The organism is Kurthia huakuii LAM0618, from assembly GCF_000505545.1.
Taxonomy (GTDB): Bacteria; Bacillota; Bacilli; order Bacillales_A; family Planococcaceae; genus Kurthia; species Kurthia huakuii.
On the sequence record NZ_AYTB01000017.1, the window covers coordinates 72,164 to 92,595 of the forward strand.

Consider the following 20,432-nt stretch of genomic DNA (forward strand, 5'->3'; position numbering starts at 1 on the left):
TTTTAATAGGCATATGGCATAATTATACCTATTAATGAGAACGCTTACATTAAATCCCTTACTTTGTGAACACCTTGTTAATTAACCGCTGTAAGCATTCTTAATTGTTAGGTCGTATGTTACGATAATCAATATGATGTTTAAAAAGTATGAATGAATAGAAACCTATGCATAAAAATAATAATGAAAGAGGTGGGAGAAATGCTTGAACCAACTTGGAAACTACAAGATTTACACCAGCAGGCAGATGTATTAGATGGCAAAAAAGGTCCATCTATGTTGTTAAAGAACGCACGCTACCTGCATAGCACATTAAAGCAATGGCTACACGGCAACATTTGGATTGAGGGCGAACGCATCGTTTATGCCGGGCCGGATATGCCAACGAATATCGAGGGCACTGAAATTGTAGATGTGGCGGGAAAGACGCTTGTGCCGGGCTATATTGAGCCGCACGTACATCCATTTCAGTTATACAATGCCGTAACATTTGCTGATTTTGCAGCACAGACAGGGACGACGACAATGCTCTGTGATAATTTGACGCTTTATTTAAATATGAAAAACAACAAGGCATTTCACCTACTAGATGAGTTAAAGAAATTACCGTTTACGTTTTATTGGTGGGTACGACTTGATTCTCAAACACAAATGATCCGTGAGCATAATTTATTTTCAGGGCACGCATTAAAGGAATGGGGCAAGCGTCCAGATGTCTTAATGGCTGGTGAGTTAACATCGTGGCCACGTTTACTAGATGGCGATGACCAACTGTTGTATTGGCTACAATTAGCGAGTGCTTACGGTAAAAAAATCGAAGGGCATTTACCAGGCTCTTCGACAAAAACATTAGCGAAAATGAAATTGTTTGGCATTGATGGCGACCATGAAGCCATGACGATAGACGAGGTGAAGAACCGTTTATTGCATGGTTATGATGTGACACTTCGTTACTCATCGATTCGCCCGGATTTACCAGAAATGTTACGCGATATGGTAGCTGAAAATTGGCATACGTATGACCATTTAATGATGACGACAGATGGCTCGATGCCGCACTTCCATGTCGATGGTTTAATGGATAAATGTATTCGTGTAGCACTCGATGCGGGTGTGCCGCCAATTGAAGCGTATCAAATGGCATCGTACAATACAGCGCGCTATTATAATCTTGATAAATATCAAGGATTTATTGCGACCGGTCGCGTAGCTAATATTAACGTGCTAGAAGATGAGTTCCATCCGACACCGATTAGCGTGCTATCAAAAGGACAATGGCTCAAGCGCGACCATAAGCAAGTGCAGTCATTAGACTATGCATTACATGATTATCATAAGCCATTAACACTCGACTTTGATTTAACAGAAGATGACTTCCAATTCTCGATGCCGTTTGGAATTGAGATGGTCAATGATGTGATTACAAAACCGTACAGCATTAATCTGCATGTTAATGAAGGAGACCTTGCGAAGGACCATGATGAATGTTTCCTTGTGCTTGTTGACCGTCACGGGAAATGGCGTGTGAATACGATGCTAAAAGGTTTCGCAACGCATTTAGACGGCTTTGCATCGAGTTATTCCATTACCGGCGACATTATTTTGATTGGTAAAAGCATGAAGTCGATGATGCGCGCATTCCGTGAAGTACGTGAGATGCAAGGTGGTATCGTCGTTGTTGACGGTGAAGAAATCGTTGAAAAAATGGCGTTAACACTTGATGGTATTATGTCTGATAAACCAATGGAGGATTTGATTGTAGAAGAGGCGCGTATCGTAAGTGCGGTGAAAAAGCGTGGCTACAAGCATGGCGATTTAATTTACACGCTGCTATTTTTACAAGCGACACATTTACCGTACATTCGCATTACACAACGCGGTATTTTTGATGTCATGAAAAAACAAGTACTATTCCCGTCGGTCATGCGCTAAAATTTTCCTTTCACACGTTAAAGTGCGACACTTTCACGAGTGAAAGTATTTTTACTTTTCTCTTATGCTTTAACGTGCTAAAATAAAGAGGAATAATAGTAAAAATCTTGCCCGAACTGTGGGAGGAGGATGATGGTGTCCCATGCAAATCGAAAAAATTCGTGGTCATCAAACTGAACAATTATTTAAAGCAATTTTAGAGTTAAAAGATATTGAAGAATGCTATCAATTCTTTGATGACTTATGTACGATTAGTGAAATTCAATCACTAGCACAACGTTTTGAAGTAGCACACTTATTACGTTTGAAAAAAACATACGAAGCGATTAAAAATGAAACCGGTGCATCTACTGCAACGATTTCACGCGTACGACGCTGCTTCGATTACGGAAATGACACGTACGACGAAATGTTGGGTCGTCTTTATCCAGACGAAAAAAGCTACGCAGAAGCAACGCGAAAATAACCAACGTAAAAGGCCTATCCTACACGAATGCGAAAGTAGGATAAGGCCTTTTTCTATTCGCCGTACAACGTTAGACAATGTATACTAAGAGGATAGAAAATTGATAAAGGTGGAGAACAATGGAATTTCAACATTGGAAGCATGTCTTTAAGTTGGATCCTGCAAAGGACATCGACGATGAAGCATTAGAGAAGTTATGTGAATCAGGAACAGACGCCATTTTAGTTGGTGGCACTGATAATATTACAATAGATGGTGTACTCGACTTATTAGCTCGCGTGCGCCGTTTTTCTGTGCCGGTCGTATTAGAGGTTTCTGATTTAGAATCAATCACACCTGGCTACGATTTTTATTTTATTCCGACCGTGCTAAATAGTACGAACACGACGTTTGTAAAAGACTTGCATCATGCGGCCATTAAAGAGTACGGCATGATGATGAATTGGGATGAAATTGTTGCAGAAGGTTACTGCGTATTAAATCCCGATTGTAAAGTGGCGGAATTAACTGCGGCGAATACCGATTTAGATGATGATGATGTCGTGGCATACGCGCAAATGGCCGAGGAGTTATTCCATTTACCGATTTTTTATATGGAATATAGCGGCACATATGGCGACCCGGATCTTGTGTATGAAGTGAGCCGCGTATTGAACAAGACGAAGCTTATTTACGGCGGTGGGATTACGTCGGTTGAACAAGCAACAGCGATGGCTGCGTACGCAGATATCGTCGTTGTTGGTAACGTGATTTATGACGATTTAAAAACCGCATTGAAAACAGTGAAGGCTGTACAGGAAATGTGTTAGAATAAGAACAAACGTTTGTATAAAGGAAGGTGCACAATGGATCAACTAACGAAAAATTTATTGAATGGTATGAATCCAGAACAGGCAAAAGCAGTCCAAGCGACGGAAGGCCCACTGCTTATTATGGCGGGTGCTGGTTCTGGTAAAACGCGCGTGCTGACACACCGCATCGCGTATTTAGTTATTGAAAAAATGGTTAATCCATGGAATATTTTAGCGATTACGTTTACGAATAAAGCCGCGCGTGAGATGCGCGACCGTATTGATGCCTTGCTTGGAAATGGCACAGGTCAACAAATGTGGGTATCGACATTCCACTCGATGTGCGTGCGTATTTTACGCCGTGATATTGATCGCATCGGTTTTAGCAAAAACTTTACGATTTTAGATACGACCGACCAACTGACGGTTATCAAAAATGTATTAAAAGAACAAAATATCGACTCAAAACAGCATGACCCACGCGCGCTATTAAATGCGATTAGCTCATCGAAAAATGAATGCATTTCGGCACGTCAATTTAAAGAGACAGCCAATGACAACAATCCGCATGAAAAAACAGTTGCGAATGTTTATGAAGCGTATCAACGTCGCCTTGAGAAAAACCAAAGTCTCGATTTCGACGATTTAATTATGACGACGATTCGTTTATTTGAAGAAGTGCCAGAAGTGTTAGATTTTTATCAAAATAAATTCCAATATATTCACGTCGATGAGTATCAAGATAGTGCGACACGTTGCTAATTGAAAAGATTAGCCACTAGCCCTCGGCTAGGAGAACTGACAATCTGATAGGTCGAATGAAAGGGTAACGCCTTGAAAGGCCTAATCTAATACTCCGAATAGCGATTATTATGCTACTAAGAAATCGTTATAAGCTCGGTGAAGTCAGCTGAATATCACCCTAATCAGAAATGAAGGAATAAGGGATAGAGGTATCTCTCGTGATAGATAGGCTGGGATTCTATAAGATTACAAATGGTCAGTATGGTAGACGATAAAAGGTCTATCTGACGAAGTTCTGAATGTACGGCTCTAAAGGTATAGGTGTTCGAAAGGACATTAACAACTGTAAGTTGGGTTAGTGAGGTAAAGTAAGATTTGTCTTTATGAAATACCTTATGATGTTACAGGCATCATCAAGCTAACAGGGCTAGAGGAACGACCTAAAAGTAATGAATGTAAAGATAGGATTGTTGGAACGTGGTAAGCTGACCACATGGAGATGTAGCAGTCGAAGAAGTGGTATTAAGGAAAACGGAAGTATAACTTAATTTAAGGTCAGTGAAAGTGGTGGCACAGTACCTATGAAGTCATGATAATAAGTGATGGAGGGATAGCCACTAGTCAATGTTAACGACTAAAAACATAATTTATTATATACACAGGTTCTCGTATGACTAAAAGAAATGTGAAAACTAATCAAATATGGTTGGTGAATAATATTGACTGTGTCAGTTAAAACTCTTAAACGCTTAATAATTTAAGAATAAAAGCTGAAAATAATGAATTAATTTTATAGGTTAACAATGATGGAACGCCGTATGAGTTGAAAAACTCACGTACGGTGTGAATGGGGGGAAAAGCTGGAGATAATATCAAAGGTTTACCTATCCATATCAAACCATTCACAATATAAATTAGTGAAAATGATGGCATCGAAATTCCAAAATATTTGTGTTGTAGGCGACTCGGATCAATCGATTTATCGTTGGCGCGGGGCCGATATTACGAATATTTTATCATTTGAAAAAGATTATCCAGCAGCTCAAACAATTATGCTGGAGCAAAATTATCGTTCGACAAAAACGATTTTAGCGGCAGCGAATAGCGTCATTAAAAACAATGCGAGTCGTTTCCCAAAAGAATTGCGTACCGATAATGATGCAGGTGCTAAAATTACGCTGAATCGTTCATATGATGAAAAGGCAGAGGCGCAGTTTGTTGTGAAAACAATTCAAGAATTAATGCGTGATGGCTACAATGAACAGGATTTTGCGATTCTTTATCGTACGAACGCCCAGTCGCGTGTCATCGAGGAAATGCTTGTGAAGTCAAATATGACGTACACGATTGTTGGCGGCACGAAGTTCTATGACCGCAAAGAAATTAAAGATTTATTAGCGTACTTGCGCTTGATTGCTAATAACGATGACGACCTTGCACTAGCTCGTATTATTAATGAACCGAAACGAAGCATTGGTGCGACATCATTTGAGCGCATGATGCAATTTGCATTTGAACAAGACCGTTCGATTTTTGACTCATTACGTGAAGTTGATTTTATGGGCTTATCGATGCGTGCGACAAATTCAGCAATTGGTTTCCGCGCAATGATTGAACGCTTTACGCAAATGCAAGATTATATGTCGGTAACGGAGCTTGTCGAAGAAGTGCTAGATAAATCAGGCTACCGCGAGATGTTGAAAGCTGAAAAAACGATCGAAGCGGAAAGTCGTTTAGAAAATATTAATGAATTTCTATCGGTAACGAAAACATTTGAAGAACAGAGCGATGATAAAACATTGATTGCGTTCTTAACGGATTTAGCACTCGTGGCCGATATTGACCAGCTTGGTAAAGAGGAAGAAGAGCAAAAAACGGGTGGCGTTGTGTTGATGACGATGCACTCGGCGAAAGGGCTTGAATTCCCGGTTGTCTTTATCATCGGTATGGAAGAAAATATTTTCCCTCATGCGCGTTCGTTGATGGATAATGACGAGATGGAAGAAGAGCGTCGTTTGGCGTATGGTACGAAACGTTTACCAGAAATCGCATAATAGCGAAGGATTGGTAGGGCTATCAAAATAATTGATAGCAACAACTGATATTACGACACCACGGCGGAGTACCCTAATAAACTCCGTGACTAGATGGAAGCTAATACTCCCACATGCATCTTGGTAACAAGGTGTCTGAAGCTGGGTAAAGTCGCGCTAAGTAGCCCTAACAAGCATTGCTTGAGGAAAAGTTTAAACATAACTGTGAACATGGTGCGGGCTGGGAAGCTGTATATGGTTAGAATTTAGATAACTAATGACGAACCACTGAATGTACGTCTCGTAGAGCGGGCAATAGAAATGTTGTCTAATGAACTATATTCCAAATACCCTATCGTATGGGGGTTAGATGGATAGAACTAATGGGTTGTTCTACTTAATAGATATAGTCGGGATAAAGGTGGAACCTAAGTACAGTTATATACCTAGTAATATCGGAACGTTTGAGACCCCTGACGTTTAGTAATCGCTTGGGGATTGCGTAAGCATGAAAGAGCATGAACAGGGGAGTCAGTAGGGGCATAGTACCGTAGAAGCTTCGTAATGGAAGTGGAGGGAAGGCCCCAAGTCTAACATCAATAGTAATCGCTATCCCTTGTGGAACGAAGGCGATATAGATGAAAGTTAAAGAAAAAGATATTTGGCGATATGGTATTAATGATATCGAACAAATATTATTTGAAAAAGCATTAACAAAAACACGATTTAACCACTTATGGCAATATGTCATTGATGAACAAAACATTATGTGTTCAATTAAAATAATAGGCAGTAATAAAGGCAAGAAAACAGCAGGTCCAGATGGCATGACCTTTAATGACATGATGAAATTAGATATTGAGGATGTTATAAAGGAAATCAAAAATCGATTATTTGGTTCAAAACAAGGTAAAGCAAGACGTGTAATGATACCGAAAAGCAATGGAAAAATGCGACCGTTGGGCATAACGAATTTATATGATAGGATAGCACAACAATGTGTAAGAAATATCCTTGAACCAATTCTTGAAGCACAATTTAATCCTGAAAGCTTTGGATTTAGAAAAAATCGGAATGCACAAGAATGTATGTCCTATATCGCAACTACTCTGCAATACAACAATGAAGGACACATATACGACTGTGACTTGAAAGAATACTTTGATACGGTACAAATTGACAAAGTGTTAGATAAGTTAAAGTTAAACCATAATATACATGATTTAGCATTTCTGAAATGTATAAAACGGTTAATGTGGATTGACTTGATACAACCAAAAGAAAAATATAAAGGAATTGGATTAAGACAAGGTACAATTTTAGGTCCGATACTCGCCAATGTGATGTTTCATGATTTCGAACTTCGACTTCATGAAATAAATGATTTCAAACGAGATAACGGGCGCCAAATTATCCAAAATCCTAATATTCATAAAAACCATGGCAAGAATTATAAACGTGGTCGAAAATTTTACTTCAATTGGTTACAAGAACGTAGAGTAGTAAAAATAATTCGATACGCAGATGACTTTGTTTTTATAAGCAAAGGGAAATATGATATATACGACGCAATCATGATGTTTGAAGATTGGTGTAAAGAAAATGGATTAGAAATAAACGAGGATAAAACCAAGTTAATACCCATCCACGGAGACGCTGAACTAGAATTTCTAGGCTTTAAATATCGTAAAACGAATAGTACCAAACCAAACTCATTCATTATTTCGGTGAAAGACCAAAAGAAACTTTGGAAAGAAACGAAAAGTCGACTTGAATGGTGTCTTTGGAAAGGTAATTTAGATTACTTTATCGTATATGTGAGAGGTATATTCAATTACTATACAATCTGCACGAATCTAACATGGCTTATAAGTAGAATACACATATTGTTATTGAAGAAAATGTGTCGACGTAGAGGCGATGTTAAAATCGACATAGTTCGTAACCCACATGTGAGTTTTATGGTCAATGGACAATTACTTGACCTATGGGAGATGCGGCAACATAGTGTGAAAAGTACAACGGACTATATGTATGAAATACACAAACTATGGGAGCCGAATCAAACAAGATATAAGGCACTTGAATGGGTAAATTATTTCTTTGAAAACCGAACTAGAACAGGGAAAAATAGTAGTAACATAATTTATATCCCAAGTCTACTGAACCAGCAAAAGAAAGAGCCGATTTTAGATACAGAATACCTATGTATGGACCCGCAAGAAATTCATATACATCATAAAATCCCGCTGAGTAAGGGTGGTACGGACAGTTATAGTAATCTCATAATGTTGAGTAAAACGTCTCATAAATTCGTACATGATGTGAACTTGAAGTTGAAAGATTTACCAGCCTATATTAACTTAAAACAATTGAACAAATATAGAAAATTATGTGGTTATGAAGTACTAAAATAATGCGAAATTAACTATTGATGATTAGATGGAGCGCCGTGTGCGGTGAAAGCCGCACGCACGGTGTGGGGTGGGGGAAAACCTGGAGATAGCATCAAAGGGTTACCTATCACCATTCGGCATTACGCGCGCCGAAAAACAATTGTATTTAAGCTGCGCGCAAATGCGTACGTTATATGGTCGTTCAAGTTTCAATACACCATCGCGTTTCTTAAATGAAATTGATTCGGAGTTAATCGAAGAAACGATGACAAAGCGTTCTTCACAAAGCGGTGCTTATAGCGCACCACGCCGCCAATCAGGCTATCGTCAATCGACTGCACAAACGCGTGGCAAAGCGCTCGCATCGAAATCGGCATTAAAAGATACCGGTGGCAGCAAGTTGTCGTGGACTGTCGGCGACAAAGCGGCGCACGGTAAATGGGGTGTGGGTACAGTCGTATCTGTGCGCGGAGAAGGCGATGGCATGGAGCTTGATATCGCATTTCCAGCACCAACAGGTATCAAACGTTTAATGGCGAAATTTGCGCCAATTACGAAGCAATAAGGAGGGTTTTTTGTGGAAAAACTACAGCTAGAGCAACGCGCGACTGAATTGAATAAAGTGTTAACGCAATACGGTCACGAATACTATGATTTGGATACGCCAACGGTTTCGGATGCGGTTTATGACCAATTAATGAAGGAACTGATTGATATCGAAGAGCAATATCCAGATTTACGTTTCCCGGATTCTCCAACGCAACGTGTCGGCGGTCAAATATTAACGGCGTTTGAAAAAGTAGCACATGATCATCCGATGCTAAGTCTTGGCGATACATTTAACGAAGAGGATGTGCGTGCTTTTGATGAACGTGTCCGTCAAAATATTGGCGAAAAGTTTCGTTATGTGTGCGAATTAAAAATCGATGGCTTAGCGATTTCACTTAAATATGTTGATGGTGTGTTTGTGCAAGGTGCGACGCGAGGGAACGGCACAATCGGCGAAAATATTACCGAAAACTTAAAAACGGTGCGCTCGGTGCCACTACGTTTAACAAAACCTGTGACGATTGAGGCACGCGGCGAGTGTTATATGCCAAAGCGCTCATTTAACAATTTAAATAAAGAACGTGCAGAACGTGATGAAAATTTGTTTGCAAATCCGCGTAATGCGGCAGCGGGTTCATTGCGCCAGCTTGACCCAAAAATCGCTGCAAGTCGTAATCTTGCTACATTTATGTATGCGCTCGGTACAAATGGCGAAGAATTTGGCTTGACTTGTCATAGTGATGCACTCGATTTTTTAGAAGAATTAGGTTTCCGTTCTAATCATGAGCGCCGCATTTGTACGTCATTAGAAGAGGTTTTTGCATACATTGATGAATGGACAGAAAAGCGCCCGACATTACCGTATGAAATCGATGGCATTGTCATTAAGGTTGATGATTATGACCAACAGCAAGAGCTTGGCAACACTGTAAAAGTTCCTCGCTGGTCGATTGCGTACAAATTCCCAGCAGAAGAAGTTGTCACGACGGTACTCGATATCGATTTAACGATTGGGCGTACTGGCGTTGTGACACCAACGGCCGTGCTTGAACCGGTACTCGTTGCCGGAACGACCGTGCAGCGTGCGTCGCTACACAATGAAGATATTATTCGTGAAAAAGATATTCGCATTGGCGACCACGTTATTATACGTAAAGCCGGCGATATTATTCCAGAAGTGAAGCAAGTGTTATTTGACCAACGTGCAGATGATGCAGAGCCATATGCGATGCCAACGCATTGCCCAGCGTGTGATAGTGAGCTTGTGCGTTTAGAACATGAAGTCGCGCTTCGTTGTGTCAATCCACAATGCTTTGCGCAAATTGCAGAAGGTCTTGCGCATTTTGTCTCGCGTAATGCGATGAATATTGACGGCTGTGGCGAAAAGGTTGTTGCGCAGCTATTACGCGAAGGCTTAGTGAAAGATGTCTCGGACTTATACCATTTAAATATGGAAGAACTTGTGCAACTTGAGCGTATGGGTGAAAAATCGGCAACGAAATTAATCGATGCGGTTGAGGCGTCAAAAACGAATTCACTAGAACAGCTATTGTTTGGCTTAGGCATACGTCATGTTGGTTCAAAGGCTGCGAAACTGTTAGCAGAGCATTTTGACACGATGGACGCCTTAATGATCGCGACAGAAGAACAACTGATAGAAGTGTTTGAAATCGGTGAGAAAATGGCCGCATCACTTGTGACGTATTTTGCGAACGAAGAGGTTCAAGCATTGCTTGCGCGACTACGAGAGGCTGGCGTCAATATGACGTATACAGGTAAAAAAGTGGATACGACTGCAATCGATAGCAACTTTAATAACAAAACAATCGTCCTAACAGGGAAACTTGAACGATTGACACGTTCAGAAGCAAAGGCGAAAATAGAAGCATTAGGTGGAAACGTCACAGGGAGCGTCAGCAAAAAGACAGATCTTGTCATCGCTGGAGCTGAAGCTGGTTCAAAACTCGATAAAGCCGAACAACTTGGCATTGAAGTTTGGGACGAAGAGCGCCTAATCGAAGAATTATCAGAGTAAAGGAGCTCGCATATATATGAAACGACATCTTCGCTGGATTCCGGCGATGGTTGCGACGGCCTTATTAGCAGGTTGTAGTCTACCTTCGTTTAATAAAAACTCCGAAGTAACGACGACTGAAACAACTTCTAAAAGTTCAGAATCCACAATCATTCCGAGCATGCAAATTGATGACCAATATTACCGCACGCTACTCCCATATAAAGAAAGTGCAGCGCGTGGCTTAATCGTATCGAATATTTATTCGCGCTACGATATTCAAGAAGCGGAAACGGGTTTAATGCGCTTGTCATTGAATCAATTCCCAACCGATAAATATTATTTCCAAGAAGGTCAATATTTAGACGCTAAGACAGTAAGAAGCTGGCTTGCGCGTAGCAACCAAGATAAACTAGGCTTAAACCCAAGCGATAAAGGTTTATCACCGGTACAGCGCGCAGAAGAAGCACCAATTTACGTGGCACATATTATTGAACAAAACTACTTAACAAAAACAGGCGACAAAAAAGTGAAGCTTGGTGGCATCTCGATAGGGCTTGCGCTAAACTCAATTTATTATTATCAAAAAGAAGAGTATGGTGCGACATATGAGCAAGAAATTCCACCTGCACAGCTTTTAGAAAATGGTCAAAAAATCGCACAAAAAGTCGTGAAACGTCTGCGTAATATGGATGGACTTGGCAATGTACCGATTACGGTCGGTTTATACAAACAATTGAGCCATAAAGATATCGTACCGGGGACTTATATCGCATCGGCGACAGCTGGCGAAGGGTCATCAACGCTTCAAAAATGGGAGACGATAGATGAAGAATATGTACGCTTCCCAACGGATAGCACCGATGATAAGTACAGCGAAACAAACGATAACTTTAAAAAATTTAAAGATGACATCGATACGTACTTTACAAACGGAACAAACGTGATTGGCCGCGGCTTTTATAGCGATGGTAAAATCCAACGTTTATCTATTGAAATTCCGATTAAATTTAATGGGACAGGCGAAATGATTGGCTTTGTGCAATACGTTTCAAGCGCTGTAACATCACAATTTAAAAAGGATTTACAAGTTGAGATTAGCATCACATCATCTAATAAACCAGAAGCACTAGTTATAAAAGAGGCTGGAGAAGCAGAGCCGTATGTGCATATTTACAACGATTAATTGTTGACATGAGGGCGAGAATTGCGAAAATGCGATTCTCGTTTTTTTTTGAAAGCGACTAGACAAGTTTTCATCAAACTGCAACAATCGTACATGAAAACAATGCTTTTTTTCAGACAATTCTAATGTATAATTTGAGAGTGCTGTTTAAAGTAATTGGCATAAAAAGGTTTGAAGCCTTTATTTACAACGGTTGAACGGCGCTTTAGTGAATGACAGTGCCTTGATTAAACAATCATAGAAATGATATTATTATCGGTATGGTTATCGAATTTGGAGGTGTATAACATGGCAAAACTTTCAGTAGAGGAAGTAAAACACGTAGCGAAATTAGCTCGTCTTGCGATTACAGACGAAGAGGCAGAAAAGTTTGCGACGCAATTAGGCGCAATCACTGACTTTGCTAATGAATTACAAGAATTAGATACAACAGACGTCGTACCAACTACGCACGTTCTACCTGTTCACAACGTATTCCGCGAAGACATTCCTGCTAAAGGTCTTGATCGCGATTTAATGATGAAAAACGTTAAAGAACAACAAGATGGTTTAGTTAAAGTACCACCAATCATCGCTCAATAATTTTACAAGGAGGGACAATGATGTCATTGTTTGATAAAACATCAGCTGAATTACAACAAGCTCTTTTAAACAAAGAGATTACAATCGCTGATTTAACAAAAGAAGCATATGCACGCATCGACGCTTTAGACGGCGAAGTAGGCGCATTTTTAGCTTTAAACAAAGCAGCAGCAGAACAAGAAGCTGCTGAAAAAGATCAAGTACCATTCGAAGAACGTGGACCACTATTTGGTTTACCTATCGGTGTGAAAGATAATATCGTGACTGAAGGCATTGAAACAACATGTGCTTCAAAAATTTTAGAAGGCTTCAACCCAATCTATAGCGCAACAGTTGTAGAAAAATTACGTAAAGCAGGCATGGTTACAGTTGGTAAAGTAAACATGGATGAATTTGCGATGGGTTCTGCTAACGAAAACTCAGCAATCAAAAAAGTTCACAACCCTTGGGACTTTGACCGCGCTCCTGGTGGTTCTTCAGGTGGTTCTGCAGCAGCAGTAGCAGCTGGCGAAGTTCCATTCACATTAGGTTCTGATACAGGTGGTTCTATCCGTCAACCAGCAGCATTTTGTGGTGTAGTCGGTATGAAACCAACTTACGGTCGCGTATCTCGTTACGGTTTAGTAGCGTTCGCGTCATCATTAGACCAAATCGGGCCAATCACACGCAACGTACGCGACAACGCTTTATTACTTGAAGCAATCGCTGGTGTGGATGAGCACGATTCAACTTCAGCAAACGTAGCAGTACCTAGCTATGTTGAAGAATTAACTGGCGACATCAAAGGTCTTAAAGTTGCTGTACCGCAAGAATACTTAGCAGAAGGTGTATCAGAAGGCGTGAAAGCGCAAGTTCTTGCTGCAATTGAAAAATTAAAAGAACTTGGTGCAACAGTTGATACGGTATCACTTCCACACTCTAAATACGCATTAGCTGCTTACTATATCATTTCTTCTTCTGAAGCATCATCTAACCTTTCTCGTTTTGACGGTATCCGTTACGGTTTCCGTGCTGAGGCAGATAACTTAGAAGATTTATACTTACAAACTCGTGCACAAGGCTTTGGTGATGAAGTAAAACGTCGTATCATGCTTGGTACGTATTCATTATCAGCTGGTACGTATGATGCATACTACAAAAAAGCACAACAAGTTCGTACGTTAATCAAACAAGATTTCGATAAAGTATTCGAAGAGTATGATGTAATCGTTGGTCCAACAACACCAACAACTGCATTCAAATTAGGCGAAAACTTAGACGATCCAATGACTGTCTATGCAAACGATATCTTAACTGTTCCAATTAACTTAGCTGGCGTTCCTGCTATCTCAATCCCATGTGGTTTTGATAACGACATGCCTGTAGGTTTACAAATCATCGGTAAATACTTCGAAGAAGGCACAATTTACCGCGTAGCAGATGCGTTCGAGAAAGCTACTGACTTCCACAACGCAAAACCTCAAACTTGGGAGGTAAAATAATCATGGCATCAACTAATTACGAAACAGTCGTTGGTTTAGAAGTACACGTTGAGTTAAAAACGAAATCTAAAATTTTCTCTCCATCTCCTAACCAATTCGGCTCTGAACCAAATACAAACACATCTGTAATCGACTTAGGTTACCCAGGTGTTTTACCGGTTGTAAACAAAGAAGTAGTAAACTATGCAATGCGCGCAGCACTAGCTCTTAACATGGACATCAACCAACATACAAAATTTGACCGTAAAAACTATTTCTACCCTGATAATCCGAAAGCTTACCAAATTTCACAATTTGATAAACCAATCGGTGAAAATGGCTGGTTAGAAATCGAAGTAAACGGTGAGAAAAAACGTATCGGTATCACACGTATCCACATGGAAGAAGATGCTGGTAAATTAACGCACGGTGCAAACGCATCATTAGTCGATTACAACCGTCAAGGTACGCCTTTAGTTGAAATCGTATCTGAGCCAGATATCCGTACAGCGGACGAAGCGTATGCATACCTTGAAAAACTAAAAGCAATCATCCAATACACAGGCGTTTCAGACGTACGTATGGAAGAGGGTTCTCTACGTTGTGATGCCAACATCTCAATCCGTCCTTACGGTCAAGATGAATTCGGTACACGTACAGAACTTAAAAACTTAAACTCATTCAACTTTGTTCGTAAAGGAATTGAGTATGAAGCACAACGTCAAGAAGCGGTATTAAACGCTGGTGGCGAAATCAAGCAAGAAACTCGTCGTTTCGATGAGAAAACAGGTAAAACAATTCTTATGCGTGTCAAAGAAGGTACGGACGATTACCGTTACTTCCCAGAACCTGACTTAGTAGACATCGTCATCGATGATGCATGGTTAGAACAAGAACGCGCTATGATTCCTGAATTACCAGATGCTCGTCAAGCACGTTACGTTGCAGAAATGGGCTTACCAGCTTACGATGCAGGCGTTTTAACACTTTCTAAAGAAATGGCTGACTTCTTTGAAGGCACAGTTTCTGAAGGTGCAGATGCGAAACTTGCTTCTAACTGGTTAATGGGTGAAGTAAGTGCATACCTAAATGCAGAACAACAAGAATTACATGATACGGCATTAACACCAGCTGGCCTTGCTAGCATGATTAAATTAATTTCTGATGGTACAATTTCTTCTAAAATTGCGAAAAAAGTATTTAAAGAATTAATTGAAAACGGTGGCGATGCGAAGAAAATCGTTGAAGAAAAAGGCTTAGTACAAATCTCTGATGCAGGCGCGCTTGTACCAATGATTACGGAAATCCTTGATAACAACGAACAATCAATCATCGACTTCAAAAACGGTAAAGACCGTGCGATTGGCTTCTTAGTTGGTCAAATTATGAAAGCTACTCGCGGTAAAGCCAACCCACAAATGGTTAATAAAATTTTATTAGAAGAAATCCAAAAACGATAGACTACTCGGGATGAGTAGTCGGCAAGCGTTGCTGTCAGGACGACAGCGAACGTAGCTTGACTTCCTTGTAAGTGTTGAACACACTTGTTTAGCACTGAAGGGCATTTTGATTTCCTGACAAGTGACGTTTTTAGTCACGTCGGAAGGAAAGAAATGACCCGAAGTGCTAGTGTGTGAAACCGGGTAGACTACTCAGGACGAGTAGTCGGCAAGCGTCGTCCGAATAATGACCCGCTTGTTTTTTGAAAAATTACTTACATGCAACAGGACCATCTATCCTTATTACTGTATGTAGGGAATGATTTCTCTAATACCAGATGGCCGGAATTTTACCATCAAAATGCGTCTAAAAAGCCCACAATCTCAAAAGAGGTTGTGGGCTTTTTTCTGTTTAAGCAACTTTACGATGACGCATCACGAGTACCGCACCGTAAAGAGCGGCAACGAATGAGATAGCCGCAATGACATAATAAAATGCCGAGCCGCCGAAATTGTTGTACATAATCCCGCCGACATACGATGAAATAATACCGGAGACACCGAAGAACAAGAGCGCGAGTACCGTTTGGCCGGTTGCGCGCCATTCACGCGGCATAATGCGGTATAAATATTGAATCGCAGCTGTATAATAAACTGGGAATGTCAGCATTTGAAGCGCTTGAATCATCACAATCATCATCGGGTCATCAATGAATCCTGTTAGGAAGAAGCGCAGCGCATAGAAGAAAATAGCTAGCGTAATAAGCTGTAATTCCTTGCCTTGTTTAAGCCACATATAACTAAGCGCAAAAACGACAATTTCACTGGCACCTGAAATAAAGAAGGCGATTCCAACTAAGCTATTCTCGCCACCAAGCGTCGTAATGTGGATACCTAAAAATGTATCATTCATACGCGCAGGAACAGAGCTAATAAAAATAAGAATGAGGAATAAAATCATTTCCTTGTTAGCGAGTACTTTTTTCAAGCTATCGATTGTTACGGGTGTAGACGATGACGGTACATCGGGAATATTCCACACAATCGCAAAGCAAATAATGCCAATGACGACGAATGATAAACCGATAGCGCCCATGCCAAACCAATCGGTTAAATAGCCGATGACGAGTGATAAAATTGCATAACCGAGCGAACCGTATGTGCGGACGGAACCATAACTGATGCCATTCGTCTCAGTTGTAGTGAACGTTAGCGATTCTGATAATGGATCTAGTGGCATTAAGAAGAAGTAGACGAACATTGCGAGTAATACAAGCAATAAAAAACTGTCTACTTGGTAAAGAAAATAGCCAAAAATGGCGGTCATGGCAACAAGAATTAACATGATCTTGCGCAATGTTTTGAGCTTGTCACTAATCATGCCCCACAGTGGTTGTGCGATGACGGTTACGACACCACCAAGCGCAATAATCAAGCCGACTTCACTTGTGTTTAGGCCAGTTGATTGTAGGTAGACTGGTAAAAATGGAATGAACATTGCCAGCATACCAAAAAATAAAAAGTTATAGCTTTTTAAGAGGACAGTTGTTTTTTTCAAGCACGTCACCTTACCCTTTCAACGAACCATTTTACCGAACAAATTACGTCATGTATACAGCATGGTTATATGCAGTGTTAAAATTTGCTATAATGAATAAAATGATTGGGGGGCTTCATATGCCAAAAGAACAACAGTATTTTGAGCACGGCATCGACCTTGCAACGTATATGAGCAATATGTCGACATTGAAAAATGATAGCTATCGCGTTTACAATGCATTTGACTTACCACAAGACCCTGAATTTATCGAAGCAATAAAACGAGCAAACATACATATTTTAGTCATCACAGAAGATTGGTGCGGCGATGCGATGATGAGCAATGGGATTTTACGCAATATTGCAGATGCCGCCGACATCGATGTGCGCTGCGTTATACGTGACCAACATATCGAACTAATCGATGCCTATTTAACGAATGGTAGTCGCTCGATTCCGCTCTATTTATTTTTAAATGAAGCGGGAGAGGTTATCGGAAAATGGGGTCCGCGCGCACCAGAGCTACAAGCATTTGTCATGGCTAAGTGGGCGCTATTACCACCAAAAACGCATGATGATTTTTCAATGCGACAACGCGAACTTTTTATGACGCTCAGTGAGGAGTATGCGTCGAATGAACAATTTTGGCAATATGTTTATGATGATTTGCGCACTGCGTTAATGAAAGTATTGTGAATGGACGTAGTAGATTTGCAGAAACAAAACATTTAGGTATAGAATGATAAAGATTGTTAAAAGGTCAGGCTGACTCTTTTTTGTGCATGAGGCAAGAATTTGGGGGCCTGTTTTCGTGATTTTGGACAGAATTTTTAGAAGCAGGAAGGTATAGTTATGAAAAGAGCACGCATCATTTATAACCCAACATCAGGTCGAGAGTTATTTAAAAAGCATTTGCCCGAAGTTTTAGAAAAGCTTGAAGTTGCAGGCTATGAAACATCTTGTCACGCGACAACTTGCGAAGGAGATGCCACAGTTGCCGCAAAAAGCGCCGTTGAACGCGGTTTTGACATTATTATTGCTGTCGGTGGCGATGGCACATTAAATGAAGTGGTGGCGGGTGTTAGTGAATTTGAAGAGCGCCCAAAACTTGGTCTTATTCCAATGGGCACGACAAATGACTTTGCACGTGCTGTGCATATTCCACGCGACATTAATGCCGCTGTAGATATTATTATTCAAGGAGATTCGATTCCGGTCGATGTCGGTTTAGCGAATGATCGTTATTTCATTAACATCGCCGCTGGGGGTCGTATTACCGAGCTGACATATGAGGTGCCAAGCAAGCTAAAAACGATGCTTGGGCAGCTTGCTTACTATTTAAAAGGTATTGAAATGCTGCCGTCTGTTAAGGCTACAAAAATGCGCATTGAATACAATGATGAAGTATTCGACGACGATGCGATGATGTTCCTAATCGGTTTAACGAATTCAGTCGGCGGTTTTGAAAAGCTTGCGCCCGATGCCAGTATCAATGATGGGCAATTTACGGTATTTATTTTGAAAAAATGTAATATTGCTGAGTTTGTGCGTCTTGTCACGCTAGCAGTACGCGGAGAGCATTTAAAAGATCCGCATGTCATTTATACGAAGGCTGACCGTGTCAAAGTGTCGTCGGATGATCGCGTCTTAATCAATTTAGACGGTGAGTATGGTGGCGATGCACCGACGGAATTTAAAAACTTAAAACGTCATGTTGAGCTATTTGTGCCAATCAATGAAATCCGCGAACAAGACCGTACATTTGCGATAGAAGAATAAACGTAAGGAGGTATTCCGCACGATTTGGATACCTCCTTTTTCAATGGCATTCGTGATACAATAGAGAAATTGAAATGGAGGAACGAATTGAATGACTGCACCAGCGAAAAAGAATGATCGATTAACGGTTTATATAGAAGATTTAACACATGACGGGGCGGGTGTTGCGAAGGTGGATGGCTATCCGCTATTTATCCAAGGCGCGCTACCAGGCGAAACATGTGACGTTCATGTTATGAAAACGTTGAAAAACTACGGCTTTGCGAAAGTACTTGAAATTACTACACCGTCGTCCAATCGTGTAGAGCCACCTTGTCCGGTATTTCACATGTGTGGCGGCTGTCAGCTTCAACATTTATCATATGAAGGCCAACTTGAATGGAAACGTAAAATGGTCAGCAATGTCATGCAGCGTATTGCGAAAATCGATGTGCCTGTGCACCCAACGAAGGGCATGAGCGAGCCGTGGCATTACCGCAATAAAGCGCAAATTCCGTTTGGCATGAATGGCGATGTGCCGGTTGCTGGATTTTACCGCACGAAGTCACATACGATTGTTGATACGGATCGTTGCTTGATTCAAACAGCCGAAGCGGATGCGATATTAGAAGGCTTAAAACCACAACTTTGGGCACTTGGTTTAACGCCATATAATGAAGACACGAAGCAAGGGCAACTGCGTCATGTCGTCGTGCGTAAAGCGCGCGCAACGGACGAAGTGATGGTCGTACTCGTAACGAAAAAACGTAAATTCAAGCAACAAGAGGTGGTCGTTGAGGCGATTCGTAAATTGATTCCAAACGTAAAATCAATTATGCAAAACATCAATGCGAATAATACGAATGTGATTTTCGGCGATGAGACGCTTTGCTTATGGGGTGCGTCAACGATCGAGGACCATATTGGCGATGTACGCTTTGAAATTTCAGCGCGTTCATTCTATCAAGTGAACCCAATCCAAACGGAAGTATTGTACAAGCAAGCACTCGATTATGCGGCGCTAACAGGCGAGGAAACGGTCATTGATGCGTACTGTGGTATCGGGACTATCTCGCTGTTTTTAGCGAAAAATGCCAAGCATGTTATGGGTGTTGAAATCGTGCCACAGGCGATTGAAGATGCGAAGCGTAATGCCGAGCTAAATGGCTTTACGAACACATACTTTGAAGCAGGCCCAGCAGAGGACGTTATCCCGCGCTGGTTTAAAGAAGGCAAAAAGGCGGACGTCTTAATGGTCGACCCACCACGTAAAGGCTGCGACAACGCGTTACTCGACACGATTTTAAGCGAACGTCCAAAACGTATCGTGTACGTGTCATGTAACCCGGCAACACTAGCGCGTGACTTGCGTGTACTAGAGGACGGCGGCTACAAAACACAAGAAGTACAACCGGTAGATATGTTCCCGCATACGGCGCATTGTGAAGCAGTGGCGTGGCTAGAATTAGCGTGATTTTTTAAACCCTCAGCGGGCACTGAGGGTTTTTTCATGTTTACCACTTTCAATATCAAGGTATGGAAT

The 20,432-nt window shown here is 41.0% G+C and carries 13 protein-coding genes and 3 pseudogenes; 15 read left to right on the top strand and 1 reads right to left on the bottom strand.

What is annotated here, in order from left to right; translation table 11 throughout:
• The first annotated feature begins 201 nt into the window (after window positions 1–201).
• From V514_RS0115395 to gatB, 12 genes and pseudogenes are all read left to right on the top strand, one after another.
• On the top strand, window positions 202–1,932 hold the full coding sequence (locus V514_RS0115395; RefSeq protein WP_029500776.1) for an adenine deaminase C-terminal domain-containing protein: 1,731 nt from the start codon (window positions 202–204) through the stop codon (window positions 1,930–1,932).
• A gap of 142 nt (window positions 1,933–2,074) precedes the next feature.
• On the top strand, window positions 2,075–2,398 hold the full coding sequence (locus V514_RS0115400) for a YerC/YecD family TrpR-related protein (protein ID WP_029500777.1): 324 nt from the start codon (window positions 2,075–2,077) through the stop codon (window positions 2,396–2,398).
• A 119-nt stretch (window positions 2,399–2,517) separates the two neighbouring features.
• A complete protein-coding gene (pcrB, locus tag V514_RS0115405) occupies window positions 2,518–3,207 on the top strand; it encodes a heptaprenylglyceryl phosphate synthase (protein ID WP_029500778.1) in 690 nt (229 codons plus the stop codon).
• 36 nt (window positions 3,208–3,243) lie between these two features.
• Window positions 3,244–3,936 (top strand): annotated as a pseudogene (locus V514_RS0115410) (UvrD-helicase domain-containing protein); the annotation flags it as partial.
• Between the two features lie 890 nt (window positions 3,937–4,826).
• Window positions 4,827–5,957: pseudogene (locus V514_RS19335) on the top strand (3'-5' exonuclease); the annotation flags it as partial.
• A gap of 647 nt (window positions 5,958–6,604) precedes the next feature.
• Window positions 6,605–8,383: a reverse transcriptase domain-containing protein gene (locus V514_RS0115420; RefSeq protein ID WP_029500781.1), complete on the top strand. Its 1,779-nt coding sequence runs from the start codon at window positions 6,605–6,607 to the stop codon at window positions 8,381–8,383.
• Window positions 8,384–8,495: 112 nt separating this feature from the next.
• Window positions 8,496–8,927, top strand: a pseudogene (locus V514_RS0115425) (ATP-dependent DNA helicase PcrA); the annotation flags it as partial.
• Between the two features lie 12 nt (window positions 8,928–8,939).
• Entirely contained in the window at window positions 8,940–10,946 is a 2,007-nt protein-coding gene (ligA, locus tag V514_RS0115430; RefSeq protein WP_029500783.1) for an NAD-dependent DNA ligase LigA, read from the top strand.
• A gap of 16 nt (window positions 10,947–10,962) precedes the next feature.
• Entirely contained in the window at window positions 10,963–12,111 is a 1,149-nt protein-coding gene (locus V514_RS0115435) for a CamS family sex pheromone protein (RefSeq protein WP_029500784.1), read from the top strand.
• A gap of 288 nt (window positions 12,112–12,399) precedes the next feature.
• On the top strand, window positions 12,400–12,693 hold the full coding sequence (gene gatC, locus V514_RS0115440; RefSeq protein WP_029500785.1) for an Asp-tRNA(Asn)/Glu-tRNA(Gln) amidotransferase subunit GatC: 294 nt from the start codon (window positions 12,400–12,402) through the stop codon (window positions 12,691–12,693).
• A gap of 20 nt (window positions 12,694–12,713) precedes the next feature.
• Window positions 12,714–14,174 (top strand): Asp-tRNA(Asn)/Glu-tRNA(Gln) amidotransferase subunit GatA, encoded by a 1,461-nt coding sequence (gene gatA / locus V514_RS0115445; protein WP_029500786.1) that lies wholly within the window; start codon window positions 12,714–12,716, stop codon window positions 14,172–14,174.
• A 2-nt stretch (window positions 14,175–14,176) separates the two neighbouring features.
• On the top strand, window positions 14,177–15,613 hold the full coding sequence (gatB, locus tag V514_RS0115450; protein WP_029500787.1) for an Asp-tRNA(Asn)/Glu-tRNA(Gln) amidotransferase subunit GatB: 1,437 nt from the start codon (window positions 14,177–14,179) through the stop codon (window positions 15,611–15,613).
• 391 nt (window positions 15,614–16,004) lie between these two features.
• Here the strand turns inward: gatB and V514_RS0115455 are convergent, their stop codons facing one another.
• Window positions 16,005–17,159 (bottom strand): MFS transporter, encoded by a 1,155-nt coding sequence (locus V514_RS0115455; RefSeq protein ID WP_235073490.1) that lies wholly within the window; start codon window positions 17,157–17,159, stop codon window positions 16,005–16,007.
• A 110-nt stretch (window positions 17,160–17,269) separates the two neighbouring features.
• Here V514_RS0115455 and V514_RS0115460 point away from each other — a divergent pair, with 110 nt between their 5' ends.
• The 3 genes from V514_RS0115460 to rlmD all read left to right on the top strand — a co-directional run bounded on the left by V514_RS0115460 (window position 17,270) and on the right by rlmD (window position 20,363).
• The gene (locus tag V514_RS0115460; protein ID WP_029500789.1) at window positions 17,270–17,827 is read left to right on the top strand and encodes a thioredoxin family protein; all 558 of its coding nucleotides are present in this window, start codon (window positions 17,270–17,272) and stop codon (window positions 17,825–17,827) included.
• Between the two features lie 156 nt (window positions 17,828–17,983).
• A complete protein-coding gene (locus V514_RS0115465) occupies window positions 17,984–18,910 on the top strand; it encodes a diacylglycerol kinase (RefSeq protein ID WP_029500790.1) in 927 nt (308 codons plus the stop codon).
• 91 nt (window positions 18,911–19,001) lie between these two features.
• Entirely contained in the window at window positions 19,002–20,363 is a 1,362-nt protein-coding gene (gene rlmD, locus V514_RS0115470) for a 23S rRNA (uracil(1939)-C(5))-methyltransferase RlmD (protein WP_029500791.1), read from the top strand.
• Window positions 20,364–20,432 lie beyond the last annotated feature (69 nt).